Origin of the sequence: Thermacetogenium phaeum DSM 12270, from assembly GCF_000305935.1 — a bacterium.
Lineage (GTDB): Bacteria > Bacillota > DSM-12270 > Thermacetogeniales > Thermacetogeniaceae > Thermacetogenium > Thermacetogenium phaeum.
Window position 1 is genome coordinate 2,378,270 of record NC_018870.1, and the last position, 25,462, is coordinate 2,403,731.

At 53.2% G+C, this 25,462-nt stretch carries 21 protein-coding genes and 3 tRNA genes; 8 read left to right on the plus strand and 16 right to left on the minus strand.

Annotation, left to right across the window (positions count from 1 at the left end):
* Positions 1–33 precede the first annotated feature (33 nt).
* The 6 genes from TPH_RS11705 to TPH_RS11730 are packed head-to-tail and all read right to left on the minus strand — an operon-like array spanning position 34 to position 5,391.
* Complete coding sequence (locus TPH_RS11705; protein ID WP_015051411.1) at positions 34–420, minus strand: ABC transporter permease subunit; 387 nt, start codon at positions 418–420, stop codon at positions 34–36.
* The gene (locus TPH_RS11710) at positions 421–1,686 is read right to left on the minus strand and encodes a TolC family protein (RefSeq protein ID WP_015051412.1); all 1,266 of its coding nucleotides are present in this window, start codon (positions 1,684–1,686) and stop codon (positions 421–423) included.
* A 10-nt stretch (positions 1,687–1,696) separates the two neighbouring features.
* Positions 1,697–2,893, minus strand: coding sequence for an ABC transporter permease (locus TPH_RS11715; protein ID WP_201764452.1), 1,197 nt, complete (start codon positions 2,891–2,893; stop codon positions 1,697–1,699).
* Positions 2,890–4,071 (minus strand): efflux RND transporter periplasmic adaptor subunit, encoded by a 1,182-nt coding sequence (locus tag TPH_RS11720; protein ID WP_236608882.1) that lies wholly within the window; start codon positions 4,069–4,071, stop codon positions 2,890–2,892. Before TPH_RS11720 ends, TPH_RS11715 begins: the two co-directional genes overlap by 4 nt.
* Positions 4,049–4,756 carry an ABC transporter ATP-binding protein gene (locus TPH_RS11725; RefSeq protein WP_015051415.1) on the minus strand — a complete coding sequence of 236 codons (708 nt, stop codon included), beginning with the start codon at positions 4,754–4,756 and terminating at the stop codon, positions 4,049–4,051. Before TPH_RS11725 ends, TPH_RS11720 begins: the two co-directional genes overlap by 23 nt.
* Entirely contained in the window at positions 4,753–5,391 is a 639-nt protein-coding gene (locus tag TPH_RS11730) for a hypothetical protein (protein ID WP_015051416.1), read from the minus strand. Before TPH_RS11730 ends, TPH_RS11725 begins: the two co-directional genes overlap by 4 nt.
* Before the next feature lie 522 nt (positions 5,392–5,913).
* Between TPH_RS11730 and TPH_RS11735 the strand changes: the two genes are divergently transcribed.
* The 3 genes from TPH_RS11735 (at position 5,914) to TPH_RS11745 (ending at position 8,538) form a co-directional block, all read left to right on the plus strand.
* Positions 5,914–6,318, plus strand: a complete 405-nt coding sequence (locus TPH_RS11735) for an SHOCT domain-containing protein (protein ID WP_049886128.1) — start codon at positions 5,914–5,916, stop codon at positions 6,316–6,318.
* A 166-nt stretch (positions 6,319–6,484) separates the two neighbouring features.
* Positions 6,485–7,162, plus strand: coding sequence for a response regulator transcription factor (locus TPH_RS11740; protein ID WP_015051418.1), 678 nt, complete (start codon positions 6,485–6,487; stop codon positions 7,160–7,162).
* Complete coding sequence (locus TPH_RS11745; RefSeq protein WP_015051419.1) at positions 7,159–8,538, plus strand: HAMP domain-containing sensor histidine kinase; 1,380 nt, start codon at positions 7,159–7,161, stop codon at positions 8,536–8,538. The genes TPH_RS11740 and TPH_RS11745 overlap by 4 nt, the downstream gene beginning before the upstream one ends.
* 337 nt (positions 8,539–8,875) lie before the next feature.
* On the opposite strand, the gene TPH_RS11750 is transcribed toward TPH_RS11745, so the two are convergent.
* The 7 genes from TPH_RS11750 to TPH_RS11790 form a co-directional block, all read right to left on the minus strand.
* On the minus strand, positions 8,876–10,048 hold the full coding sequence (locus tag TPH_RS11750; RefSeq protein WP_015051420.1) for an efflux RND transporter periplasmic adaptor subunit: 1,173 nt from the start codon (positions 10,046–10,048) through the stop codon (positions 8,876–8,878).
* 14 nt (positions 10,049–10,062) lie between these two features.
* Entirely contained in the window at positions 10,063–12,438 is a 2,376-nt protein-coding gene (locus TPH_RS11755) for an ABC transporter permease (RefSeq protein ID WP_015051421.1), read from the minus strand.
* The gene (locus tag TPH_RS11760) at positions 12,438–13,148 is read right to left on the minus strand and encodes an ABC transporter ATP-binding protein (RefSeq protein WP_015051422.1); all 711 of its coding nucleotides are present in this window, start codon (positions 13,146–13,148) and stop codon (positions 12,438–12,440) included. The genes TPH_RS11755 and TPH_RS11760 overlap by 1 nt, the downstream gene beginning before the upstream one ends.
* Before the next feature lie 119 nt (positions 13,149–13,267).
* Positions 13,268–13,990 carry a DUF169 domain-containing protein gene (locus TPH_RS11765; protein WP_015051423.1) on the minus strand — a complete coding sequence of 241 codons (723 nt, stop codon included), beginning with the start codon at positions 13,988–13,990 and terminating at the stop codon, positions 13,268–13,270.
* 1,400 nt (positions 13,991–15,390) lie between these two features.
* Positions 15,391–15,466, minus strand: a tRNA-Lys gene (locus TPH_RS11780).
* Between the two features lie 51 nt (positions 15,467–15,517).
* Positions 15,518–15,592 (minus strand) — tRNA-Gln (locus TPH_RS11785).
* 9 nt (positions 15,593–15,601) lie between these two features.
* Positions 15,602–15,678 (minus strand) — tRNA-His (locus tag TPH_RS11790).
* Between the two features lie 708 nt (positions 15,679–16,386).
* Between TPH_RS11790 and TPH_RS11800 the strand changes: the two genes are divergently transcribed.
* The 5 genes from TPH_RS11800 (at position 16,387) to TPH_RS11820 (ending at position 21,452) form a co-directional block, all read left to right on the plus strand.
* A complete protein-coding gene (locus TPH_RS11800; protein ID WP_015051424.1) occupies positions 16,387–17,286 on the plus strand; it encodes a DMT family transporter in 900 nt (299 codons plus the stop codon).
* A gap of 171 nt (positions 17,287–17,457) precedes the next feature.
* Positions 17,458–18,627, plus strand: coding sequence for an ABC transporter substrate-binding protein (locus TPH_RS11805; protein ID WP_015051425.1), 1,170 nt, complete (start codon positions 17,458–17,460; stop codon positions 18,625–18,627).
* A 236-nt stretch (positions 18,628–18,863) separates the two neighbouring features.
* Positions 18,864–19,763, plus strand: coding sequence for a branched-chain amino acid ABC transporter permease (locus tag TPH_RS11810; protein WP_015051426.1), 900 nt, complete (start codon positions 18,864–18,866; stop codon positions 19,761–19,763).
* Positions 19,764–19,770: 7 nt separating this feature from the next.
* Complete coding sequence (locus tag TPH_RS11815; protein ID WP_015051427.1) at positions 19,771–20,688, plus strand: branched-chain amino acid ABC transporter permease; 918 nt, start codon at positions 19,771–19,773, stop codon at positions 20,686–20,688.
* Complete coding sequence (locus TPH_RS11820) at positions 20,685–21,452, plus strand: ABC transporter ATP-binding protein (protein ID WP_015051428.1); 768 nt, start codon at positions 20,685–20,687, stop codon at positions 21,450–21,452. Before TPH_RS11815 ends, TPH_RS11820 begins: the two co-directional genes overlap by 4 nt.
* 21 nt (positions 21,453–21,473) lie before the next feature.
* Here the strand turns inward: TPH_RS11820 and TPH_RS11825 are convergent, their stop codons facing one another.
* From TPH_RS11825 to TPH_RS11835, 3 genes are all read right to left on the minus strand, one after another.
* On the minus strand, positions 21,474–22,715 hold the full coding sequence (locus tag TPH_RS11825) for an RtcB family protein (protein WP_015051429.1): 1,242 nt from the start codon (positions 22,713–22,715) through the stop codon (positions 21,474–21,476).
* Positions 22,716–22,929: 214 nt separating this feature from the next.
* On the minus strand, positions 22,930–23,514 hold the full coding sequence (locus TPH_RS11830; RefSeq protein WP_015051430.1) for an indolepyruvate oxidoreductase subunit beta: 585 nt from the start codon (positions 23,512–23,514) through the stop codon (positions 22,930–22,932).
* Positions 23,514–25,295, minus strand: coding sequence for a thiamine pyrophosphate-dependent enzyme (locus tag TPH_RS11835; protein ID WP_015051431.1), 1,782 nt, complete (start codon positions 25,293–25,295; stop codon positions 23,514–23,516). Before TPH_RS11835 ends, TPH_RS11830 begins: the two co-directional genes overlap by 1 nt.
* Positions 25,296–25,462 lie beyond the last annotated feature (167 nt).

The window sequence follows — 25,462 nt, forward strand, 5'->3', positions numbered from 1 at the left end:
TCCCTGCCGTAACTCTTCTTGATACCTTCTAGTTTAAGCATGTTTAACCCTCCTGAAACCGAGCAATGACACAATTAACAGGGAGAGTAAAACACAAAAAACAGCTGCTGTTACCGCCATGTCCAGCTCCCCTACTTCTACTTTGGTAAAGACATAAGACGCCAGCACCTGAGTGGAACCGGGCAGGTTACCACCGAACATAATAACTGCGGCAAACTCACTAATAGAGCGGGAAAAACCCAGGATAAAACCGGAAAACAGGGCTTCCCCCATCGTCGGCAAAACAACACGGAAATAGGCCTGAGCAGTGTTATCCCCCAGAGTCCGTGCTACATCGATGACCTCTCTCTCCATCTGATCGACACCCGATACCAGTATCCGTGCAGTTATGACGCCGACGTTCTTGTAAAAGAAGAACACTTATAATAGTATTCCATCTTCTGCTAACTCTAAAAGGCGCCTGGCTAAATAGAGAGCATACTCAGCAGCAATTTTTTCACTTTCACTGTTCAACAAATTGAGCTCACTCTGGAGCAACTCCATTTTAGAAATTCGCCCCATCTCGAATCTCTTCTGGTCCCACTCATAATTCTTCTTCGCCTTTTCATAATTAGCCAGAGACAGTTGATAGTTTTTCTGTTTGGCTTCGAACCCTGCCACCAGACTCTTAACAGCTTCTATCACCTTGTACTTCTCCTCTTCCAACTGGAGTTTTAATTCTTCAATTTCCAGTTCCAATAATTCATCTTGGTAAGTATCTTCGTCAACATCATCCAGGTCTTCTTTTTTCTGCTCAATCTCCCTTTCGAGCTGGGGCATCTGGTAATACTCTTGAGAAGCCCTTGATAATAATGTTCCGACATCAGGGATTTCATTGCTGTCGGGAACTTCAAAAGGAGTCAGGGTTAACTCAGCATCATAATCTCTCCCCATGATGTCATTCAGTTTTCCCTTTGATGCATTAATCGAGTCTTGCAATTCCTCTATCCTGTTGCTTACAGTTGCCAACTCGGCCGATAACTCGCCTACCCTGTATTGGGTGCTCCTGCCGATTTCCAATTTTGTCTTCTCCATTTCAAGCAAAACTTGTTTTATCTCGTACTCTTTGCTTAAGGAATTCAAACTTTTCTCCTGTTTCAGTATTGTTGTGTATAGTTCCTCAACTATGTAATCTAGCTGTTTCTCAAAGTTTTCTTCTTCGACAACTGCATCCTCGTACTGGTTCTCTGCATTCTCTTTTTGGTCTGATAAAGACTCTACAACATCGGCCTGCTGATCTATCCTATCCCAAAGAGAATCCCTTTCTTTTTGGATTTCGTCCATCCTTTTTTCGATATCTTCCACACTAATGTCACCAGATGTGTCGCCTTCATTTAATTCTGCTAATTTAGAGCGAAGTTCAGAGTATTCCTCACTCAGACTGTTTATCCTGTACACTAGATAGTCATATTCATCCTCGGCATCTCCATATTCTTCATCGATCTGGTATAGTTGATATCTCGCTTTTTCGGTGTTGATTTCGTACTTTTTGAGGTTTCTGCCGTTTTTCCTGGCCAGTTCCTTGGCTTGCTCTAAGGTAATTACGTTCTCTGAACCATTCGAAGTAATATCCTCTGAAGCGTATCCGAAAGCATAACCACTCAACACAAACAGTAGCGTCAACACCAAAATCAATTTTACTTTCATATATTCTCCCTCACTCATATCTTAAAGCCTCTATTGGATTCAAACCAGCAGCCTGTAAGGCTGGATAAAACCCAAAGAAGATGCCTGTAATTACAGAGAAGAGCAATCCTAATAAAACACCGGTTACTGAAGGGAGAGCAGGGAGGTCAAGAAACTCGAGCAGAGGAACAGCAAAATAACCGAAGACAACTCCTAGTAACCCCCCTACCAAGCTGATAATCACTGCCTCCAGAAGAAACTGGCTTAATATTTCCCTTTTCCTGGCACCAATAGCTTTCAAGATCCCGATTTCCTTGGTTCTTTCCTTAACTGTTACAAACATTACATTCATGATCCCGATTCCGCTTACGATCAAGACCACTGTCGCTACTGCCAACAACAGCAAAGACATGGTTCTGGCTGATTCTTGAGCTGCCGCCAGTCTGCTCCCTGCATCTAAGATGCGAAATTGTTCCGCTCCTCCCCCCCGATGGGTCTCATTAAGGACACTTGTTATATCCTCTACGGCCAACTGTACTGCCTCCAGCTCTGTTGCCTGGACGAAAATGGTGGGATTAGCGCTTTTACCCAACAGATACCTTTTTCCCACCGTGTAGGGCAAAAACGCAGAATCATCGTAACTCATCCCTGAGCCAGAATCCCCTACCCTGTTGTATATCCCCACTACTTCAAATTTTCGGTGATTAATGGTTATGGTTTGCCCAAGTATTTCCGAAGGATTGCCATCAGTGAGCACATACGCCAACTCGCCCCCTAAGACCACGCACTTGTTTCTGTTTTCTTCATCTTCATCACCAAGCGGCCTTCCCTGCCAAACTGTTAAATTGTTTTTTTCCTGGAACTCAGGATAAATCGCGATAAAACCGCTTTGTTGAGAATAATTGGCATAGCTGATGTCTCCGTTTCCGAACAAAACCGGAAAAGCACTGGCGATGTACTCACTCTGGGCGAACAACTCGGCATCTTTTTCGGTTAAGGGGTCCACCACTTTTCCTCTCATGGCGGACCGAACTATAATTGTCCCAACATTCAGTTTGGAAAACTGTTCACTTACCTGAGCCTCTCCACCTTTGCCGATGGCGATCACCAAAAAGATCGTTGCTGTCCCGACAATCACTCCCAGTGTGCTCAGGAAGGTCCGGGTTTTGTTTTGGTAAATGTTAACCAAGGCCAACTTGACCAGGTGTTTCATCCTCAAATCAATCAACCCCTCTTCGGGTAAGCCACAATTTCGCCTTCCTTAAGGCCTTCTAGAACCTCGACACTGTTACCATCTGTAAAACCTGTCTTGATCTCTCTTTCACTCATTTGACCATTTTCATCAACGACCAGCACAACCTGTTTTCCATTGACCATCTTAACGGCCTCGTACGGCACTATCAAGCAGTTTTGCACTTCTTTTCTGACAAAGGTAATCACGCAGGTCATCCCGTCTTTCAATTCAGGACTGGGGTTCTCAATATCGACAACAACACTGTAATTTACTAAACCAGAAGAATCATCAGATGCCAGAAAGTTTATTTTGCTTACTCTGCCCACAAACTTTTGGTCAGGCAGGGCTTCGACTGTCACATATACTTTCTGTCCGACTTCGATTTGACTGATATCGTACTCGATCACATCTGTCGTTGCTTGGACTTTGTTATTTTCGTGGATCGTAACGAAGTCCTGGTCCTCGGTGATGCGTTCCCCCACCTTTTTTGACAAATCTAAGACAACACCTGAAACCGGTGCATACAAGATTGTATTTCCCAAATTATCTCTGGCCATTTTTACTTGGAGTTCGTATTCGCTTGACTCCTGGTTCTTCAGCATTTCATATTCCTTGAGCAGTTTTTGATATTCCAACTCTTTGGTTTCTATCTCTGCTTTCTTTATTTTGACCTCATTAGCAGAGTACGCCTCAGGTAGAGCTTCCATCTCCTGGTATTCATCTTTTAGTTGCTGCAATTCGTTTTCGAGGTTTTTGATCTTGAGTTCGTAATCTAAAAGGCTTTTTGTTTTATCCTCCTGAGCTTTTTGGAGGTTGGCTAAGGCCAACTGGTATTGGTTCTGGTAATCCTGACTGTCCAGTCTGGCGATCGGGTCACCTTTCTTAACCTTATCTCCCTCAGTAACCAATATCTCAGAAATTGTGCCACTGACATTGAACCTTAGGTTAACTTTGGAAAATTCGATGCTGCCATCAGAATCGAACCCGACGAGGATATCACCCCTTTTTACTCTCGTTTGCTCATATCGGACTGTTTCTTTCTCGCTTTTACTCTGTTGTAATAACCACAGAATTGTTGAGACTACCGCTAACACAATCACAATTACAAGGGCCCACAGGCGCTTGTTGCCTTTTAGCTGAACCACATTTTTAACCCCCAGACTTCCGATCACTCTCAAGGATTTTACCATCACGGATGTAAAGCACCTTTTTCGCCCGTTCTGCCACTTCAGGATCATGGGTAATCATTACTATCGTGTTCCCCTGTCCATCAAGTTCTTGAAATATTTCCATGACATTTTCTCTTGACTTGCTATCCAGGTTTCCGGTTGGCTCATCTGCCAGAATCAAACGAGGGCTACCTATGATTGCCCTGGCAATGGCTACCCTTTGTTGCTCTCCTCCTGATAGTTGAGAGGGTCGGTGATCTAGTCTATGATCTAGCCCCAGTTGTTTCAACTTCTCCTTGGCTGAAGCAACAGCTTCGTCTTCGTTCACTCCCCGATAGAGCAAGGGAAGGGTAACGTTCTGAAGTACGGTTAACCTGGGTAAAAGGTTAAACTGCTGAAAAACAAACCCGACTTTCTTGTTGCGGATCTCAGCTAATTGATTGTCCCTGGCTTTAAGGACATCAATTCCGTCCAAAAAATACTGTCCAGAAGTCGGAAGATCCAGGCATCCTAGTATGTTTAGTAAAGTGGATTTTCCTGATCCGGAAGGTCCTAGAATGGCGACAAAGTCGTTTTCTTGTACGGTTAAACTGATATTATCAAGAACCTTCAATTCTTCAGAGCCACTCTGGTATACTTTAACAATATTCCGGGCATCAATGATCCACTTATTAGGACTTTTGCTCATTGTGGACCTCCCAAGGGAAGACCTAACGGTGGGCCTCCTGGAGGGCCTTCTGCTCCACCCTTTCTATCTGTCGCTTCTCCATTTTGGTTCGTTGACCTTTCACTACTTCCGCTCATTACCTGCACAAATATAACTGTGTTGTTCTTTTTCCAGACGCGCAGTAACTCGTCCTTCTTTATTTCAGTTAGGGCAACTGTCTTGATTTCGTTGGTTCCCCTTTGCATTGTGACTATAGGAGTGCCTACAGGGATGATAAACGTTTCGGTTTCTTCAGTTACCTTCAGGTCGAAGGATCTGTTTGCTCTCCTGAGGTCTTGGCTGTTTTGGTTCGTTTCGTCTGCTACTGTTCCTTGGCTGTTTTCTTGAGTCTCTTGCTCTGTCGCCTCTGCTATTTCAACTTTGTAAACTGTCACTTCATTACCAACAATATCTTTTACCTTCCCTATCAGGTCCGGTTTTTCTCTTGGAACATCGATGTTTTCACTGGTAACGAGACTTTCGGCTTTGCTCTGTGTTTGGCCTTCTGTTTGTTGGTTTTCCGTGCCACTGCTACAGCTCATGGTTGACATAGAAAAAAGTAAGAAAATCAGGATTAACAGCAAACTATTGAAACTGGCAATTCTGTTGTTCTTCATATCACCACCTCATTACTCAGATTTAGGCAATACAAGCCTTTTAGAGTCCTTTCTGCTACCTCTAATGGTGCTAAACCCCCTTTTGGTAATAATTCCCTAAACGGGTACCGTGATCTAGAACAGCTTCAGAAGAACACGCTCTTGAGAAATTCTACCGGTGAAATGTGGAAAAACTATGAAAAAATTATGGGAAATTATGAAACGTGAAAGTGAACACGGATATCTTGTCTGAGATAAGGATTTAACAATTTCCCATAAACTTTTTATAATTCTTCCGCATTTCTGTCACATACTATCGATGCGGGAGGCACTCGAAAATAATAATTGTGAAAGGGGTGGTTTCAAATTAACTGGAAAAAAACCATCATCCCAATAACCCTTATCCTTGCACTTTCGATGTCTACGGTAGCGTTCGCAGCTACTAGTGGAGATGCTGGGAAAAGCTCGAGGGGAGCAGCAGTTGCCGAACAGAAGCAATCTAGAAACGGGTGGCTCGAAAAAATAAGTGAACTTCCTGATGAGGTGAAGGCCAAAATCGAAGAACTGAGAGAGAAGCTCAAAAACGGAGAGATAACACGCGAGCAGTTCTGTGAAGAGATGCAACAGATCCTGCCTGAAGGGTTCCAGTTCAGAGGAAGAGGAATCCCTGCGGATCTTCCCGACGAGGTCAAGGAAAAGGTTGCAGAACTAAGAGAGAAGCTGAAGAATGGAGAGATAACACGCGAGCAGTTCTGTGAAGAGATGCAACAGATCCTGCCTGAAGGGTTCCAGTTCAGAGGAAGAGGAATCCCTGCGGATCTTCCCGACGAAGTCAAGGAGAAGATCGCAGAGCTGAGAGAAAAACTGAAGAACGGAGAGATAACACGTGAGCAGTTCCGGGAAGAGATCCAGCAATTGCGGCAGGAGCAGTCTCAATTAGAAACTTAAATTAATGCCTCCTCTATCATCTAATTGCTTGGAGTGCACCTAAAAAGAGCTCGACAGTTAAAAATTTAGTGCCTCCCCTCAATCCAACTCTTCGGATTTCATCAAAAAGGACGTGTCAAGAAAAGCACGTCCTTTTTGTTATAATCTAAGTTGAGGTGGTCAGAAGATGACTTTTCGAATTTATTTGGTGGAGGATGATGAAAATCTTAATTCTGTGCTTACTACCTATTTACAAAGAGAAGGGTGGCAGGTTTTTCCCTTTTTAACCGGAGAAGCAGCAAGACAGGCCATCAGCGATCCTCCCCATTTGTGGATATTGGATATTATGCTCCCTGATATCGACGGCTACCACCTTATCAAAGAAATTAAAGCTTTTTCCCCGCATGTTCCCATAATTTTCATCTCTGCCCGCGACGCTGATATCGACCGTGTCGTTGGTCTGGAAATGGGAAGTGACGATTATCTGCCGAAACCTTTTCTACCCCGCGAGTTGGTGATCCGCACCCGGAAATTATTGGAGCGCGTGTACATGCCTCCCGGGAAACAGACCGGAAACCCAGTCCTCACAATTCCACCCTACTACATTGATGAAGCCAGCAGAACAGTTAAGCTAGGTGAAGAGATCGTCGAGTTGACCTCCAAGGAATTCGCCCTCTTGCTTTTCTTTGCCAAAAATCAAGGACAAGCATTGTCAAGGGAACAAATACTCGATCATATCTGGGGTGCAGACTATTTCGGAACAGAACGCGTGGTTGACGATTTGGTCAGACGGCTGCGCAAGAAAATGCCCGAACTGCGCATCGAAACGATCTACGGCTACGGTTACCGGATGGTGAGATCATGAAAAATCTTCCGTTGTCATTGCAAATCTGGTTAGTCTTTGCAGCTATTACCTTGAGCATTTCCGTATTGCTGTCTGTTCTCTTCCCCTGGATCTTGCGGGACTTTTTTACCAAAGAAATTTATGCTACTATCGAAAGCGCCCAACGATTTTTGTTTACCAGAACCGAGCTTAACAGAGAGATTTGGGAGGCGAGTCTTTTCGCCAACCAAGGCCAACCGCTGGATGACATTCGTGCAGTCAATCATTTGATATTTGTCCCTGAAAGAGAAAGTTTCATTTTTTTTCGCGGTCCTCAGCTTCCCCAAGAATTTCTAAATGAACTAAGGGATCAGATAAGAGAGCAGACCAAAGATAGCCAGAGAGACAGCGGACAAGTTGCCGGCAGGAAACTCTTTTATGTGGTGACAAGGAGCCAAATTTGGGGAGAAGAGATTTTTCTTGTCTCCTACATGTGGGACTCGTATCGCCAAGATTTGGTTCAAACCCTTTTTAGGAAGTTACTATTAATAATGAGTTTGGTTTTCATGCTTAGTTGGTTCCCTGCTCTTGGATTGGCAAGATACTTGTCAAACCCGCTGGTTGCTTTAGAAAAGCGGGTGAAAAAGCTTGCCAATCGCGAGTGGCAGGAACCCATCTTATTGCAGCGCAAAGACGAGATCGGCAGGTTAGGGGAATCCATAGAGCAATTGCGAAAACAGCTAATTCAGCAAGATGAACTTCAGCAGTCGTTTCTCCAGCACGTGTCCCATGAGCTGAAAACCCCTGTGATGGTGATTCGGAGTTATGTCCAGTCGATCTTGGACGGAATTTATCCCAAAGGGGATTTAACAAGCACAGTTCAGGTGATCGAAGAAGAAGCGAAAAGGCTGGAAACGCTTATTCGTAATCTTCTTTATTTGACTAAGCTCGATTACCTGGCTACACACCGAACGGAAGGGGAAGTATTTGAATTAAGCGAATTGATCAAAGAAGTGGTAGAAAAGATGCGCTGGCTTCGCAGTGAAGTGAATTGGTCGTTGAAGCTTTCTCCCACCAAGATTAAAGGAGATCCGCAGCAATGGCAGGTAGCTTTGGAAAATTTGTTTGATAACCAGATCCGCTATGCCAAAGAACAAATCACAGTTTCTCTATCCTGTCCCACCAATGGTAACAAAAATGCTCTACTGCGCATCTGGAACGACGGGCCACATATTGATAAGAAAGTCATTGAGACACTGTTTCAAAAATTCAAAAAAGGGCCCAACGGCGAGTTTGGGCTCGGCTTGGCTGTTGTCCAGCGTGTTGCTGCTTTGCATAATGCCAAAATATGGGCTGTCAATGAAGAAAAAAGGGGCGTTTCCTTTTACTTAGAAATCCCCGTCGCTCCAAATACCTAAATTTTAAAATCGCTCATCATGTGAATTGGGCTTGTCAGTTCTCCTGGACGAAGGCAAAACGTTAAGGTTCTTTAGTTGGTTGGTGAGTCCAGAAGGAATAATAGGGCAGACCCTCACGCCGCCTGGGGCGGCACCAACAGAGCATGAAAATACCCGACGGGTCTACCGGCGAGCGACCTATGGAAGGCCGGGTAACAGGACAGGCAACTTGTTACGCAGCATCCCAGAGCTGTCCCGAAGTGAGCCGTCTTCCTTTGCCCATTTGGGGTAAACACAGCAATTATGTGGAGAAAAGCGGACTCAAAAGGCCGACCGCAATCAAAGGGATACCTGCCGGCTAACTCCCGGCCGGCACCGGCTTGACCCGCGTCCCCTCCTTCAACTCCTGGCTTCCGTCCCTGACCACGCTCTCGCCGGGTTTAATCCCTTTGATTACCTCCACCACCTGCTGGTTCTTCTCCCCCACCTGAATGACCCGCTCCTCAAGACGGCCGTTCACCAGGGCGAGAACCCGGTAGCTGCCGTCGGCGGCCAACCGCACGGACTCCCGAGGAAGCAGGAGAACTCCCTCCTTGCGAAGGGTTTCTATGGACACCCTGACCTCATAACCCGGCTTTAAGTTGCCGCTCTCATCCAGAGCAATCGTCACCGGAACCCTGCGCTGAACCACCCCCAGGGCCGAAGTCCTTTCATAGGCACGGGGATGAATCTTGCTGACCTTCCCGGTGAGGGTGCGCTCACCCAGCACCGGAGCGGTAATCCGGGCGGTCTGGCCTTCCTTCACCATCCGCAGGTCGTCGCTCAACAGCTCGACCTCGACCTCCAGGCGGTTCTCCGAACCTACCTGGGCGAGCAAAGTGCCCGGCGACACTACCTGCCCGGTTTTTACCGGTAGATCCAGCACCGTCCCCCCGATCGGGCTGACCACCTGCAATTCCCGAACCCTTTCCTCCTGGCTCGCCAGCATCTTACGAAGACCGGCAAGCTCATTGTTTAATCCTTCTCTAGCCGCTTCCTGCCGCAGCAGGCTGTTTCTTAACCTGGTCACCTCCAGCTCGGCCTGCTCATACTCCACCCGGGTAAGCGCCCCCGAATCCAGCAGGCTTTTCTTTCTGGCCAGGTCTTCCTCCGCCTGCTCCAGCTCCGCCCGCAGCTGCTCGGCGTTCAATTCGGCATCCTGCAGTTCCGCTTCACACCGTAACAGCTGAGAGCGCGTCTCTTCCACAGCGGCCAGCAGTTCCGGACTGGCAAGGCGCATCAAAGTTTCCCCCGGCTCCACAGTATCTCCCGGTTCAACCAGCACCTCAATCACCCGGGCGGCCTGAGACGCCTGCACCCTGCTTTCGTCGACCGCCCGAACGTACCCGGTCTCCTCCACCGTCAGAGTAAGAACCCCTCTGGTCGCCTTGACCACCTCAACCTGCTGTCCTCCGCCGGCCAGAACTAAGGCTGCAGCTGCTGCGAGGACGGCCAGCACAACTACCCCCACAACCAGGGCTTTTTTCTTCATCTTTGCCCTCCCCCTTAATCAAAGCCTTTCAGCGCTTCCGTCATATCCAGCTTGCCTAACCTGCGCAGTGCCAACCGCTGCCCGATCCAGACGAAAAACAGGGCAGCCGCGGCGGCTATCAAATAGGTGCGTGGGTAAATAATGGCCGGAAAGCTGTATAGCTCTGTACTGAAACTGGATACATACGCCGCACCGGTAGCTTTTCCTGCAGGTAACCCCAGCGCAATTCCCAGCAATGCCTGGATCCAGGTCTCTTTTTGCAGCAATCCCGCCACATCCCTTTGAGAATATCCGAGAATCCGCATCGAAGCCAGCTCCCGCTGCCGCTCGTTAAAGGCCATGACCGACGTGTTATAGACGATCGCCAGCCCCAAGAGCCCGGCAAACAACATCATAAAGGCGATAGAAGCCGCTGCTGTCCCCAGCAACTGTTCAAATGCTTCCCTTTCCTGGGAGAGACTGGTCAGAGAAGCCACCCGTCCCATATCTCTTATACGCTCTTCAACCGAACTCATCTCCGCGGCATCCAGCTTCAACAAAACGGAGCTTACTACATCCTTCTCACCCAAGAGGCGGTTGGCAGTCGTAAGGGAGACAAAAGAACCGCTCCCGGTCATGGGATGGTATATCCCGATTACGTTCAGCTGGGAGGCGCGGGAGAATCCCTGCTCCAGGGTGGCTTCTACGGTAACTTCATCCCCCACCTTCAATCCCAGCTTTTCGGCCACCTGGCTGCTGATCAGGATGCCTTCTTCGGGAATACGGTGCTCTCGCCCGTACTTATCGTAAACCCGTTTCAGCCGCCCGGAAGGTTCCAGACCCATAAGCAGCTCATCCTCCGTTCGCCCCCGCACACGAATCTTGACCGGCAGCTCCAGCACTGGCTCCATACGCTGGACTTCATCCCACCGGGTCCAGTCCGAAAGCTCCGCATATTTAACCGGACCGCTAAAGCGAACCTGATAATCGTAGCGGTTGACCTGTCGAAAATTCTGATCGATGAGAAAATCGATGGCATCGTTGGTGAAGCAGGAAAAAACCAGCAAAATCGCCGAGACCATGACTCCCAAAACGGTAACCGCAAAGCGAACCCGGTTTCTGAAGATGGAGCGCAGGCTCATCTTCCAGCTGCCGTTCAACCGCCTCCACAGCCAAGCCCATCCCTCGATAGGGGTACGCCTGCCGGCAGCAGGAGGCTGTGGCCGCATCGCCTCTGCCGGATTAACGGCAATCACCGACCGGGATGCCAGCAGGCCGGAGGAAATACCTACCAGGGAGGTTATCAAGAAGCTGTATAATATCACTCGAATGTCAACCCGGCTGGTGATATCAGGCAGGTTGAAATACTGAACATAGATACCGGTCATCAGGGCGGCCAGCCCCACCCCTAAAGCGGTTCCTGCAGCGGCGCCCGTCAAACTGACCGCCAGGGCATAGCCCGTGTAGTGCCACATAATCCGGTTGTTATCATATCCCAGCGCCTTCATAACCCCTATCGGCACCCGCTGGGAGCGAATCAGACGGATGAGAATGATAAACTGAATCCCTGCCGCGATCAGGAAAAAGATGAAGGGGATCGAACCGGCAATCAGCTGCAGTCCATCCAGCTCCGCCTGCAGCATGGCATGGCTCTGTTGGTCCCGGCGCGGATAACTGGCCAGATTGCCATAGGGTTCTAAAATGTCTTCAATCTGCCCCTTAATCCTCTCCTCATCCGCCCCCGGCGCCAGATCCACCAGGATCTGGTTGATCTGCCCCGACAGCCCCAGAATCTGCTGGGCATGGGCTTGGGGGACCATGATAATCCCAAAGCGCTCGGGTTCCGGAATAAGCGATCCGGCATCTTTCAAGGGATAGACGAATTCCGGACTCGTAGCAACGCCGGTCACCGTGAGGGCAATCTTCCTTCCGTTGGCGATCACCTCGATCTCCCGGCCGGGGGTGATGCCGTTCGCCTGGGCGTACTGGGGATCCACAAGCACCCCGATCCGATCCGGACTTTCCAGGTCAAACCAGCTCCCAGATAACAGCTGCAGGCTGTTCACCTCACCCTCAAGGGGGAGCGGGTAACCCGTCATGCGTCCTGTTGCCCACCGGTTCCCTTCTTTCACAATGTGTACGTCCTTCTGAATACGCCCGGTGGCCTTAACCACTCCGGGTACGGCCTCCACCCTGGCCACCACCGATTCCGGTGCTCTGGCCACCACAAAAGTGTAATCGGCGAAGCGGTTCTCCTGATAAAACCGCTGTTGGGAGCGGCTCAGGTTTAAATACGCCATGTTCATACTGATATAGATCATGACCCCGAGACTGATGACGAGCACCAGGGCAAAAAACTGGCCGCGGGTTCTCCCAATGGTTCGCAGCAGTTTGCGGGCAAGGATGCTCATTACCAGTCAATCCTTTCCGGCGGCAGCGGGCAGGCATTCACAGAGACGTCCACCACCTGTCCGCTGCGCATGCGCGCCACCCGCTCGGCCATACCGCCGATGGCGGTGTTATGGGTAACAATCACTACCGTACCGGCATACTTTTCCCGGACCCCGGACAAGAGCTTTAAAATCATCTTCCCGGTTTCGTAATCCAGGGCACCGGTGGGTTCATCGCACAGCAGGAGCCTGGGGCGCTTCACGATCGCCCGGGCAATGGCCACCCTCTGCTGTTCACCGCCGCTCAACTGGGAAGGAAAGTGATCCCTCCGCTCGAAGAGGCCGACATCCCGCAGCACTTCGTCAACGGCCAACGGCTCTGCCACCAGCTCGGCGGCCAGTGCTACGTTTTCGGCTGCGGTCAGATCGGGGATCAGGTTGTAAAACTGGAATACAAAGCCGACATCCCTCCTGCGGTACAGAGTCAGCTCTTTTTCCCGGGCATTGGTCAGGGGGCGGGTATCAAAAATTATCTCCCCGCCGTCGGGCCTATCTATACCCCCCATCAGATTCAACAGGGTGCTCTTGCCCGAGCCGCTGGGGCCCAGGATTACCAGCAGCTCCCCCTTGTAAATATCCAAAGAGGTTTCTTTGAGTGCCTCTACTTGGACTTCACCCATGGTGTAAGTTTTACTGATGTTTTTAAGGCTCAACAAAACCTCTTGCGGCAACGGCTCTATCCCCCTTAATATAAGATTACGCCGTCAAATCAGGGGTATTTTACCTAATTGTGGAATTATTAGACCTCTTCGGGCATCAGGTTCCCGAAGGGCTGCCATTACAACGCCGCTTACAGCCTTCTACTGACCTCCAGCCAATCCTCCCGCTCCAGGAAGCTCCCGGGCACATTGTTCTCCATTTCCAGTGCCCTCTCGAAAGGAACCGCAAACCCCAGAACATCCGGGGGTAGAATACCGCGCACGGAGATATCGGTAAGGGCAACGATCCCTCTTTTACTGCCTCTCCGTTCCAGGCGGGGAAACAGGATAATACTGTCACATCCGGACCCGAAGGGAGCGATCACTCCGTCATTTCCCGGCAGGTCGTAATTGGCAAGCACGATGAGCGCCGCCAGCTGATCCGGTTTGACCAGGAAAAACACCGACTCCGGCTTCTCCTCTGCCGACAGAAGGCCAACCGGCTTCATAATGCAGTAGTCCGCCGCAGCGGGAAGCGGTTTGAATCCACTCAGCCAGGCATCCACCAGTTCCGGCGTTTTTTTATAGCCTTCACCCCGCACTTTGCCGGGCAGGCCGCAGGAAAGGAAGTAGCGGAAGTTCGGGAAGAGCTTCTCAACAAAACCCAGATGATATCCGGCACCACGGCACCCGTAATTATCCCGCCCGATAGCGGCAACGACACCCTCGTAGGCCACCCGGCGGGCCAGAGCGACAACGCAACCTTCCTCATGTCCTTTGCCTGGAGTAATTGCACCGGAGGGAAGCTCATCAGACCAGAGGACGGCCACCGGATGGTTCTTGAGGTAGATTGCCTCCTGCAGTCTCGATAACACCAGCGACACCCCCAAAGGCTTTTTCTAAATACTAATTCAAGATAGACAAAAAAAGTCCTTTATGGGGAAAATCCCATCAATTCGAAAAATTGCCGTCAATTACGGGGATGTCCGACGGAGCAACCGGTTAATGACGTGCAGAGAGCTGGCTATAAAATCGGCTTACTTGCCAATCGTCTGCGGCTTTGGTCGGTTGTTTTACATCGTAGACCACCATGCCGCAACCGGCGGCACCAACAGAGCATGAAAATACCCGACGGGTCTACCGGCGAGCGGCCTATGGAAGGCCGGGTAACAGGACAGGCGAAGCAAGGATGACAGGTCGGGATGCGAGTACAGACACCTTATGAGTTTCGATGGAATGGATTTGTAGCGAGGCCAAACGCTGCGATTGGCAGAAGCAGTTCGCAACTTGTTACACAGCATCCCAGAGCTGTCCCGAAGCGAGCCATCGTCCTGTCCGGCCTGGAATCGGGAGTCGAGCGGTAGACCGGCGGGTGAACTTGATGTATCTTCATGGCAGAGGCTTTGGTTATCTTACGATCATCCGACTGGCATTTGGTGCAGGAGAATTGGGGAGTTATCTTCCTAAGAAGCCGTCTGGGAAAGCGAAGACGGCCCGGTTACCATAGGTTATGACCTTTACAGGGAGGCGTCCGGCCCTCCCGCGGAATAATCGGAAAAATTGTGGTCAAATAAACATCGAGTAGGAGGGGGCGGCTAGCCCCCGTCCTCTCACACCACCGGACATGCGGGTCCGCATCCGGCGGTTCACCAAGCTTGACGAAGAAGAGAATAGCGTTCAGGCCGCTACCTTGTCCTCCGCGAGGTGCCGCCCCGCCTCGTGCCGGAGAAGAGCTCGGCCCTCCTGCGGTCCCCCCTGGCTTCACCACTTCCTCCCGCAGGCAGGCCCCTCTCGGGGAAATCTAGAGTCTTCGACCTTCTCGCGAACTCATCGGTCTCACCTCTGTCTTGATGTTCGGGCCTTCCCCTGGAGTTCATGTCCCCCAGGGTACTATGCCCTCTGCTGACTCCTGCCGGCTCAGCCGCGCCTTTCGACACGGGTTACCAGCTTTGCCTGGCTTATCCGGCAGGCCTCCCCGGGTAAGAGCGTTAACCTTCACCCCGCGCCCGCCCCATATACCCCGCCGTCCTTATGTCTGCCTGGGATTTCGCTGTGTAACGCCAGCTCATCCGAACGGCGTAGCCTCTTATGGGGTTCTTGTTCATCAGGCCGTGGTTTTGCCGCCGGCTTCCTTCGGATTCCACCTCGCGATGGACACCCTTGCCCTTGGCTAGCAGACTCGTGCTGCCTCGCCTGCAGTGGACTTTCACCACCAAGTTAACGCCCATGCCGGGCGCACATTTAAATAAGGCCTCCGGGTTTCGGAGGCCTTATTTGGTGCGCCATGAGGGAGTCGAACCCCCAACCTTCTGATTAAGAGTCAGCTGCTCTACCAGTTGAGCTAATGGCGCAGATATTGCTATTTAACTTTTATTTAATATTTAAATTCCTTTGCGCTCGATTGGCTGGGGCGGAAGGATTCGAACCTTCGCATCCAGGATCCAAAGTCCCGTGCCTTACCACTTGGCTACGCCCCACCGCAGAAATGGGGTGGGTGATGGGACTCGAACCCACGACCCTCAGGGCCACAACCTGATGCTCTAGCCGACTGAGCTACACCCACCATCACGGTAAGTAGCTTAGCAGTTAACATTTTAAACGCTGAAACCCCTCTTGTCAAGAGTTGCACGGCCGCATTTCTCCTAGATTTGTCTCGCCCTCATAGCACTCTCAAAACTCTTCTCCGTATGTCCTGTTAAGCCTCTCCACAACCCCATTGAGCCAACCCGGATATTCCAATCGCTACACATCCCGGAGTGTATTTCCCTCCCGAATTCTAAAATTTAAAGCCTGGCCTAAAGCCGCTTTCGATATGCCTTTAACCCTCGAGAGCCTTTTCACCGATGAGGAGAGAGCGTCAGAAGGAGCTTTTTGCGCCCTGCTCACCAAGAGGAAAACGGCACCACGCCCTCGAATAGAAAACAGGTACCCATCCAGCTACCCTGCTACAAAGCAGAAGACCGCTGCAGGAGGCCGCAGGACGCCATGCCTCCGGCAGTGCCGGCAGAAAAGCTTTTTTGCCGGCACAGCACAACCTTGAAGGTTGCTTCTGCCGCCCTGGACGAAGGAGCACAGGCAAGCGGCCGAATCAAAAGGGATGTCAAAAGGCACCTTCTGGAAAAGCCTAAAGAGCGGTCGGCAGCCCTCTGCGGCAAGTTAACAGGCGGCTCGATTTTCAAGAAAGAGAGCAGAAGAGAAAAAGATACGGAATCCGTTATTAAGAAGAGGTTTTTTATTTTTTTGTCAGATTCGCAAGCGGGAGGCGACCGGCTTGGAAAACAGCGAAAAACCGCCGATAAACCCCTATCTGGCAGTTATCCTGTCGGTAGGGGCCATTTCCTTTGGGTCGATATTTACGAGGCTGGCCAGCGCCCCGCCGCTGGTTATCGCCTTTTACCGCATGGGCTTCACCCTGCTCATCATCGCCCCTTTCGCTCTCTCCCGCTCCGGGCGCGCCGAACTCCGCCGGGTTGCCGGACGCGACCTGGTTGCGGCGTTAACCGCCGGCCTGTTTCTGGCCCTCCACTTCTGGTCATGGATCACTTCACTGGAGTACACATCCATTGCCAGCTCCACGGTGCTTGTTACCATGCAGCCACTCTTCGTAGTGACGCTGGGCTTCCTCTTTCTTAAAGAAAAGTTCGGTCCGAAGACCCTGACCGGAGCGGCCCTGGCCCTGACCGGGAGCGTGCTGGTGGGGATGGGAGACTTCCGGATCGGGGGAGAGGCCCTGCTGGGTGATATCCTGGCCTTTTCGGGAGCCTTTTTTATAGCCTTTTACTTCCTCCTCGGCCGTAACCTGCGGGGGAAGCTCTCTCTCTTCCCCTACGTCTTCCTGGTTTACGGCACGGCGGCGGCCTTTCTTTTGGTCTTCACTCTCTGCGCCCGCATTCCCCTTTATCCCTATCCCCCCCTGGACTGGCTGTGGTTTCTCGCTCTGGCGGTCATCCCCACCATCGGCGGCCACACGGTTTCCAACTGGGCTTTGCGCTATGTCAAAACGATGGTGGTTTCCGTCAGCATCCTGGGGGAACCGGTCGGAGCCAGCATCCTCGCCTACCTGATCTTCGGGGAAATACCCGGCTCACTACAGCTGCTCGGAGGCCTGGTCATTATAAGCGGGATTTATCTCTTTCTCGCTACAGCACGGGATGAAGAGGCGAGAAAATAACGGTCTCAAAATTCGCAAATAAGAAAGGTTTTTCTGAATTTTTGTTGAATTTATCCTTTTTAAAGGTCTTTTTATTTTTGCCTGGAAGGGAGTGATTATTGATAGAGGGAGGGCAAGAATGAATCTGGTATTTAATTACTTTACCGTCTTTAAGGAAAAGGAGGTAAGACGTTGAAGAAGGGATTTATTTTAACATTTTTAGTGGCTTTATGTTCCCTGGCCCTGCTGGTGGCGGGATGCGGCAGCTCCCAGACATCCTCAGAGACCGGGGACACCATAAAGATCGGTTTTCTTGGAGGTAAAACCGGCAACCACGCCCATTACGGTATTGAAACCTTGAAGGGCATGGAAATGGCCGTTGAAGAGATCAATGAAGCAGGTGGGGTCTTAGGGAAAAAGCTGGTAATCGTCGAAGGCGACCACGGCAGCAACATCTCGCAGGCGGTCAGCGTTACTCAGAAGCTGATCACCCAGGGGGTCGTAGCCATCGTCGGTGATCCGACGACGGGGATCACCAAGTCGGTAGCCCCCATCTGCCAGGAAAACAAGATCGTCCTCATGTCCGCCGGCGCCGTGGGGACGGGGGTGCTGGAAATCGGCGACTACATCTTCCGGGACTGCCTCCCCGATGTGGTAGCGGCTCCCGGTATGGTAAAGTACCTGGCCGAGGAGCTGGGCTGGAAGAAGATCGCCCTGGTGACGACCACCGGACTGGACTACAGCGAGTCCCTGACGGAGATCTTCCGCCCCGCACTGGCCAAATACGGGATCGAAATCGTAGCGGAAGAGACGATCATGGAGGGTGACACCAACTTCAGCGCCGTGGTAACCTCCCTTTCTAAAAAAGACTTCGACGGGGTCATCTTCACCGGTTACTATACCGAAGGAGCGCTCTTCTTGAAGGAGATGCGCAAGCAGGGGTTGAAACAGGTAATAGCCGGCGGTGACGGACTGCTGGGCAAGGAGCTGTATGAGCTGGGCGGCGCTGCTGCCGAAGGCAGCATGGTTTACACCGGCTTTGCCGTGGACATGGAGCGAGCCAACGAAAAAACCAAGGCTTTCATCGAGAAATATAAAGCCAGAAACAACAACAAACTCCCGGACATGTTCGCCGCTCAGGGCTACGACGCGGTGATGTGGCTGGCGGACGCCATGAAGGAAGCCAACAGCAGCGATCCCACCAAATTCCGGGATGCGCTTGCCAAAACCAAGAACTGGGAGGGAGTGACCGGCACCATCACCCTGGATGAGAACAGGGAACCCATCAAGAGCCCCGTATACATCCTGGAGGTTAAAAACGGTCAGTTTGTGGTTAAGGCGGCCATCGATGTCAACAGTTGATTCGGGTAGCTCACCACTTAAAGGCCGCCGGGCGGTCGACGCAGGCGGCCGGATTCGAATTTCATCTTTTAGTTCAACGCCCGACGGCCGGTGCTGCCGTTGTCCGGCAGCCACACACTCCGTGTCAGGAGCGGACACAGAGTGAACCAGAATCCTAATTTCAATTTCGGTGCAGGCAGGGGAGCCATTCCCCTTGCCTGTGCTTTAACCTATATTTGGAAGGCGGCTTCTTGAATATGGAACAGGTCCAAACCTTTTTACAGTTACTGCCGCAGCAGCTCATAAACGGCATCACTTTGGGGGCGACCTATGCCCTGATCGCTCTGGGCTACACCATGGTTTACGGGATTATCCAGCTCATCAACTTCGCCCACGGAGAAGTCTATATGATCGGCGCCTTCACCGGCCTCCTCATGGTACTCTATTACAAGGTGAACTTTTTTATCGCCATGCTCTCGGCGATCCTGGTCTGCGTTCCTCTGGCCGTCCTGATCGAAAGGGTGGCCTACCGTCCTCTGCGAGGATCGACGCGCCTTGCCCCGCTGATTTCTGCCCTGGGTGTTTCTCTCTTCCTGCAGACACTGATGACCCTGATTATGGGGCCCAACGCCCAGGGATTCCCGGAGATCGTCAAGGACACCATCTACACCGTGGCCACGGTGAAGTTCTCTCTGGTGCAGATAGTCATCCTGCTGGTCTCCAGCATCCTCATGGTAGCCCTGCACCTGACCGTCAAGTTTACTAAAGTGGGCAAGGCCATGCGGGCGACATCGGAAAGTTACGAAACGGCCAATCTGATGGGGATCAACGTCAACCGGATCATCTCCTTCACCTTCGCCATCGGCGCCGCCCTGGCCGGTGCAGGCGGCGTCCTGGTCGGAATGTACTTCAACTCCGTCCATCCCCTGATGGGGGTTATCGTCGGGCTGAAGTGCTTCTGTGCCGCCGTTCTCGGGGGCATCGGGAGCATCCCCGGAGCCATGCTCGGTGGAATTTTCCTGGGAGTGGCAGAAGTGATGGGGGTAGCGGTGGGATTCGGCACCTACCGCGATGCCATTGCCTTTGCGCTGTTGATCCTGGTGCTTCTGGTAAAACCCACGGGAATCCTGGGACGCCCAATCCAAAGGAAGGTGTAGGCAGATCATGGAAGCAATAACCGGATTTTTCAACGACCCTTACATCAACCAGGTCCTCACCCTCACCGGGGTCTACCTGATCACAGCTCTCGGCCTCCACCTGATCACAGGCATTACCGGCCAGTTTTCCTTCGGACACGCCGGGTTTATGAGCATCGGGGCGTATACGGCTGCCCTGCTGAGCCTTCACCTGCAGACCCCTTTCCTCCTCAACGTGATTCTGGGAGGGCTCGCTGCAGGGCTGGTGGGGCTCCTGCTGGGGTTCCCATCCCTGCGCCTGACCGGCGATTACCTGGGGATCACCACCCTGGGCTTTGCCGAAATCATCAGGATCGTCTTCATCAACCTGAAGATCACCGGGGGTGCCCGCGGGCTCGCCGGAATCCCCAGGAATACCAGTTTGGCCGTGGTGCTGGTGATCGCCGTTCTGTCGATCGCCTGCATGTACAGGATTCACAACTCCCGCTTCGGGCGCGCCCTGATGGCCATCAGAGAGGATGAGCTGGCCGCGGAGGCCATGGGGGTCAACACCCTGCTCTATAAGGTTAAGGCCTTCGCCACAGGCACCTTTTTTGCCGGAATCGGCGGAGGGCTCTATGCCCACCTGATCCAGTACCTGAACCCAGCCGACTTCGGGGTATCCAGGTCCTTCGAACTGTTAAACTTCGTGGTGCTGGGAGGGCTGGGAAGTGTCCCGGGGACGATTCTGGGCACCACGGTGCTCACCCTGGCCCCCGAATTCCTGCGCTTCGTCAAGGAATACCGGATGCTCATCTACAGCGCCCTGATGGTCTGCATGATGATCTTCCGCCCCCACGGGCTGCTGGGCGGCGTTGACTTCAGGAAGCTGCTGCTGGACATCTACCGCCGCAGGCTGGCAAAAGCTGTACGGATTAAGGATGCAGGAGGGGTACGGCAACAATGACCGCACTGCTGGAGCTTAAGGATATCACCATTCAGTTCGGCGGGCTGATGGCCGTCGACCACGTCAGCCTGAGGGTGGAAAAAGGGTGGATCAGCGCCCTCATCGGCCCCAACGGAGCCGGGAAGAGCACCATTTTCAACATGATCACCGGGCTCTACAAGCCGTCAGCAGGGAAGGTCTATTTCCAGGGCCGGGACATCACCGGGCTCAAGCCTTACAGGATCACCGCCCTGGGAATTGCCCGCACCTTTCAGAACATCCGCCTCTTCAAGAATCTCTCCGTACTCGACAACACCCGGATCGGGCGCCACTGCCGCGGGCGCACCGGAATGCTCGGGGCGATCACCCGCCTTCCCGGTGTTAAAAAAGAGGAAAAGGAGATAGAGGAAAGGGCGTGCGAAGCCCTGCGGGCGGTCGACCTGCTGGATAAAAGGGAGGAGTTGGCCAAAAATCTTCCCTACGGAGAGCAGCGCCGCCTGGAGATCGCCCGGGCGCTGGCAGCGGACCCAGTCCTCCTGCTCCTGGACGAACCGGCGGCCGGGATGAACCCCCAGGAAAAACAAACTCTGATGGAGGTGGTACAGAACATCAGAGACATGGGGATCACCATCATGCTCGTGGAGCACGACATGAGCTTCGTCATGAACATCTCCGATCACGTGGACGTCCTCAACTACGGACAGAAGATCGCCTCAGGAACACCTCAAGAGGTACAGCACAACCCGGACGTCATTGAGGCCTATCTGGGTAAGGAGGTGGGCTAAAAGGCCGGCTTTGACCACCCCTCACCCTTTGACCACCCCGATGGTGACAAGCTTCAGAACCGGGCGCACCAAGTCGCGTTCCTGCTCCAGCACAGAATCGATGTCCTTGTAGGCCATCCGGCACTCCTCAGCGACATCCCCTTTTTTATGCTTCCCCAGGGTGACCCCTCTTTGCTTGAGGTCTTCAATGACCTGCTGGACCGGGTAGGTCTCCTTGGCCTTCTTCCGGGAGCAGAGCCTTCCCGCCCCGTGGGAGCAGGAACAAAAGCTCTCCGGGTTTCCCAACCCCTCAACGACGTAGGAAGAGCTCCCCATCGCTCCGGGGATCACTCCCATCTCTCCCCGTCCGGCACGGATCGCCCCCTTGCGGTGCACCCAGAGATCCTTCCCGTAGTGGCGCTCACGGGAGGCATAGTTGTGATGGCAGTTCACCGGGGGCTCCAGCGATACCTCCTGGATCCCGGCATACCTGCTCAGGTAGTCGCTGAAGATCTCCTGCACCCGCTTCATGATGAGAGAGCGGTTCTCCTTCGCAAAATCCTGAGCCAGCTGCATCCAGGCCAGGTACTGACGCCCCTCCCTGGAGTCAACGGGGAGGTAGGCCAGATCGTAAGAAGGGGGGATCGGCGATCCCATCCGGGCATTGAGGTTCCTGGCCACCTTATTGAAGTGGTTGCAGATCTTGTAGCCGAAGTTCCTGCTGCCCGAGTGCACCATCAGTCCGGCCCGGCCGTGCTCGTCCTCCTGGATCTCGATAAAGTGGTTCCCCCCTCCAAGAGTGCCCACCTGGTAATAGCCGGAATCGATCTCCGGCTCCAGCTCCGGCACCATGAGGTCCCCGGAAAGGTAGTCACCGACGCGGTCGAGGACGGAGCAGGGCATCTTCCTCTTGTGGTGGGCGAACCCAGTAGGAACGGCGCGCAAGATCTCCTCGACAACGGCCTGGATCAGCTTCCCCCTACCGCCGGTATCCACCTCTTTAAGGATGGATGCGGGGACACCGGTCCTCACGAAGCAGATCCCGCAGCCGATGTCCACCCCCACGGCATTGGGGATAATCACCCCCTCGGTAGCGATGACCCCCCCGATGGGCATCCCGTACCCCTCATGGCAGTCGGGCATCAGGGCCGGCCACTTATAGACGAAGGGCAAATTGGAGAGGTTGACCGCCTGCTGCAGGCACCCCTCATCCACCTGGCTCAGATCCTCCAGCCAGATTTTGATGGGTTTTTGCTGTTTGCCCGGATCGTAGTGAACAAACAAGAGAGTTCCCCCCTGTTTGCCATATTATGTGCCGTACCCTCCGCTTCCATCCCGGAAGATGCCCAAACGCCACGGACCAAAGAACAGCCGTCCCCGGTTGTCGCCGCTACACCTTTTACGGAGTCGCAGGGATGACAGGTAGGGGCACAGCACAGGCGCCCCTTTGGATCCCGTCGGCGGGAAATTGTGACGGTAATGAATCCCAGAGATAAGCTTAAACCAGCCTCTTGCCGGCTTCGAAGGCCCTCACGTTGATCTCCCGGTACTGCGGCTTCACCGAGCGGGCGATAACCTCCGGCCAGTCGACGACGCCCTCCAGGCCGGCCAGTTTCACCAGGCCGCCCAACAGGACGATATTCATCACCCTGATATTCCCCAGCTTTTCCGCCTCCCGATCGGCGTCTACCAGATAAAGGGATACCGGATAGGCCTTCAGGCGATCGACCAGATCCTCCGGGTAGGCAACAGACCCGGTCAGGACCGGCAGGGAGGGGATCTTCTTCAAATTCACCAGCAGGGTGCCGTTTCTTTTTAAAAAGTGGACGTAGCGCAGGGCCTCCAGCCTCTCCATGCTCACCAGAATATCAACGGCACCCGCTCCCACCAGGGGGGAGTAAACCTTAGTGCCGAAACTGAGCTGGGTGACGACGCTTCCCCCCCGCTGGGCCATTCCGTGCACCTCGGAGCTCTTCACATCATAACCGGCGGCAATCAAGCCTCCTGCCAGCACCCTGGTGGCCAGAATGATCCCCTGGCCGCCGACGCCGGCAAACATGATCCTTCTCGTGTCCCGTCCCATTACCGCATCCCCTCCTCATCCCTGGTTTTGATGGCATCGTGCTTGCAGACCTGTTCGCAGACACCGCACCCGGCACAGCTGAGGGGATCGATGGACGGGAACCCCTCTTCGTCCAGGGAAATGGCCGGACACCCCAGGCGCAGGCAGCTCTTGCACTTCTTGCAGGAATCCACCGCAACCTCCCGGCAGCTGCCTTTCCGGACACCCCTGATCAGCCAGCAGGGAGCCTTGATCACAATGGCCACACTGTCCGCAGAGGTTTTGGCATCCCTGATGGCCTCCCGGATCCCCCTCAGGTCGTAGGCATTGACGGTTAGCACCCGGTCGAAGCCCACCGCCCGGAAGATGCGCTCCGGTTCCTGAACGAAGACCGATTCCCCGCTCAGGTTGCGGCCGGTCCCCGGGTTCTCCTGATGCCCGGTCATGGCCGTTATCCGGTTATCCAGAACAACCGGGACGATTGCCCTCTTGTTGAATATGGCGTCTACGGCTCCGGTGATCCCGGAATGATAAAAGGTGGAATCCCCCAAAACCCCGAATACCTTCTCCCCTTCGGGGCAGTTCATGCTCAGACCGAGGGCGATGGAAAAACCGCCCCCCATACAGGCGGAAACGTCGATGCCGTCCAGTGGCGGCGCGGCACCCAGGGTATAACAGCCGATGTCCCCGACCACCATCACCTTTTCCTTCTTGGCCAGGTAAAAGAAGGCCCTGTGGGGGCAGCCGGCGCAGAGGATGGGCGGGCGTGCCGGAACGCCGGGGGCGGGTTCTGTCGCTGCAGGATCCAGGGGTTCAACCGGTTCCAGCCCGGCTGCGGAGAGGGAGGCGGCCACCAGCTGGGGGTTCAGCTCAAAGAACGGAGAGATGTACTTCTTGCCTTCGCAGCTAACCCCGAGGGCGCGGACGCTCTCCTCCAGATAAGGGTCGAGCTCCTCCACAACATAAACCCTTTTCACCCTGCGGGCAAACTCCAGGATCACCTCCCGGTCAAGGGGGTAGACGAGCCCCAGTTTGAGGACGGAGTACCTGTCCCCGTAAGCCTCCTTGACGTAGTTGTAAGAAGCGCCTGAGGTGATGATCCCCACTTCAGAGCCGGTGATCTCCATGACGTTGACGGAACGGGCGTCCTGATCCCGTAAGAGGCTGGCAAGGTTTTTCTCCAATACCAGCCGCCTCTGGCGGGCATGGGCCGGCAGAACCACAAATTTCGGAACATTGCGCTCATAGGGCCGCTGTGCCCTCCGGTATTCCATCTCCGGATCGATATCCACAAGCCCCCGGGAGTGGCTGACCCGCGTCACCAGGCGCAGGAGAAAGGGCACGTCATAGCGCTCGCTCAACTCAAAGGCCAACCTGGCAAAGTGGAGGCACTCCCGGCTGTCGCCCGGCTCCAGCATGGGAACCTTGGCATGCAGGGCATACCACCTGTTGTCCTGTTCGTTTTGAGAGCTGTGCATCCCCGGGTCATCGGCAACGGCGATCACCAGGCCGCCGTTGACACCCATGTAGGCTATCGTAAAGAGGGGGTCTGCGGCCACATTGAGACCAACGTGCTTCATGGTCACCAGGGCGCGCCAGCCGCTGACGCAGGCCCCGTACGCCTCTTCCAGGGCTACCTTTTCATTGACCGTCCAGGCCACCTCGGGCCCCTTGATTTCCGCCAGGGCTTCCACGATCTCCGTGCTGGGAGTCCCCGGATAGCCGATTCCCAGGCCGACACCCGCCTCCCAGGCACCCCGGGCGACGGCTTCATTTCCCGATAAAATCACCTTCTGCTGCAACTCACTACTTCCCTCCTTATTTCCTGCCTCATCAATAACCAATTCTCCATCGAAGAGGCGGAATCCTTTAACCCGCTTTGTGAATGTGCTCCCGCCTCTACCTTAAAGCTCCGCCCCCCGTAGCATTTGTTAAGTATGCTTTAACAGCGGCCGGCCAGGGTAACCGG

What these genes read in the sequence shown, in the direction of transcription:
- TPH_RS11710 (WP_015051412.1), bottom strand. Translation starts at nt 1,686, where the DNA reads ATGAAAGTAAAATTGATTTTGGTGTTGACGCTACTGTTTGTGTTGAGT.
- TPH_RS11725 (WP_015051415.1), bottom strand. Translation starts at nt 4,756, where the DNA reads ATGAGCAAAAGTCCTAATAAGTGGATCATTGATGCCCGGAATATTGTT.
- TPH_RS11730 (WP_015051416.1), bottom strand. Translation starts at nt 5,391, where the DNA reads ATGAAGAACAACAGAATTGCCAGTTTCAATAGTTTGCTGTTAATCCTG.
- TPH_RS11740 (WP_015051418.1), top strand. Translation starts at nt 6,485, where the DNA reads ATGACTTTTCGAATTTATTTGGTGGAGGATGATGAAAATCTTAATTCT.
- TPH_RS11745 (WP_015051419.1), top strand. Translation starts at nt 7,159, where the DNA reads ATGAAAAATCTTCCGTTGTCATTGCAAATCTGGTTAGTCTTTGCAGCT.
- TPH_RS11750 (WP_015051420.1), bottom strand. Translation starts at nt 10,048, where the DNA reads ATGAAGAAAAAAGCCCTGGTTGTGGGGGTAGTTGTGCTGGCCGTCCTC.
- TPH_RS11755 (WP_015051421.1), bottom strand. Translation starts at nt 12,438, where the DNA reads ATGAGCATCCTTGCCCGCAAACTGCTGCGAACCATTGGGAGAACCCGC.
- TPH_RS11810 (WP_015051426.1), top strand. Translation starts at nt 18,864, where the DNA reads ATGGAACAGGTCCAAACCTTTTTACAGTTACTGCCGCAGCAGCTCATA.
- TPH_RS11815 (WP_015051427.1), top strand. Translation starts at nt 19,771, where the DNA reads ATGGAAGCAATAACCGGATTTTTCAACGACCCTTACATCAACCAGGTC.
- TPH_RS11820 (WP_015051428.1), top strand. Translation starts at nt 20,685, where the DNA reads ATGACCGCACTGCTGGAGCTTAAGGATATCACCATTCAGTTCGGCGGG.
- TPH_RS11830 (WP_015051430.1), bottom strand. Translation starts at nt 23,514, where the DNA reads ATGGGACGGGACACGAGAAGGATCATGTTTGCCGGCGTCGGCGGCCAG.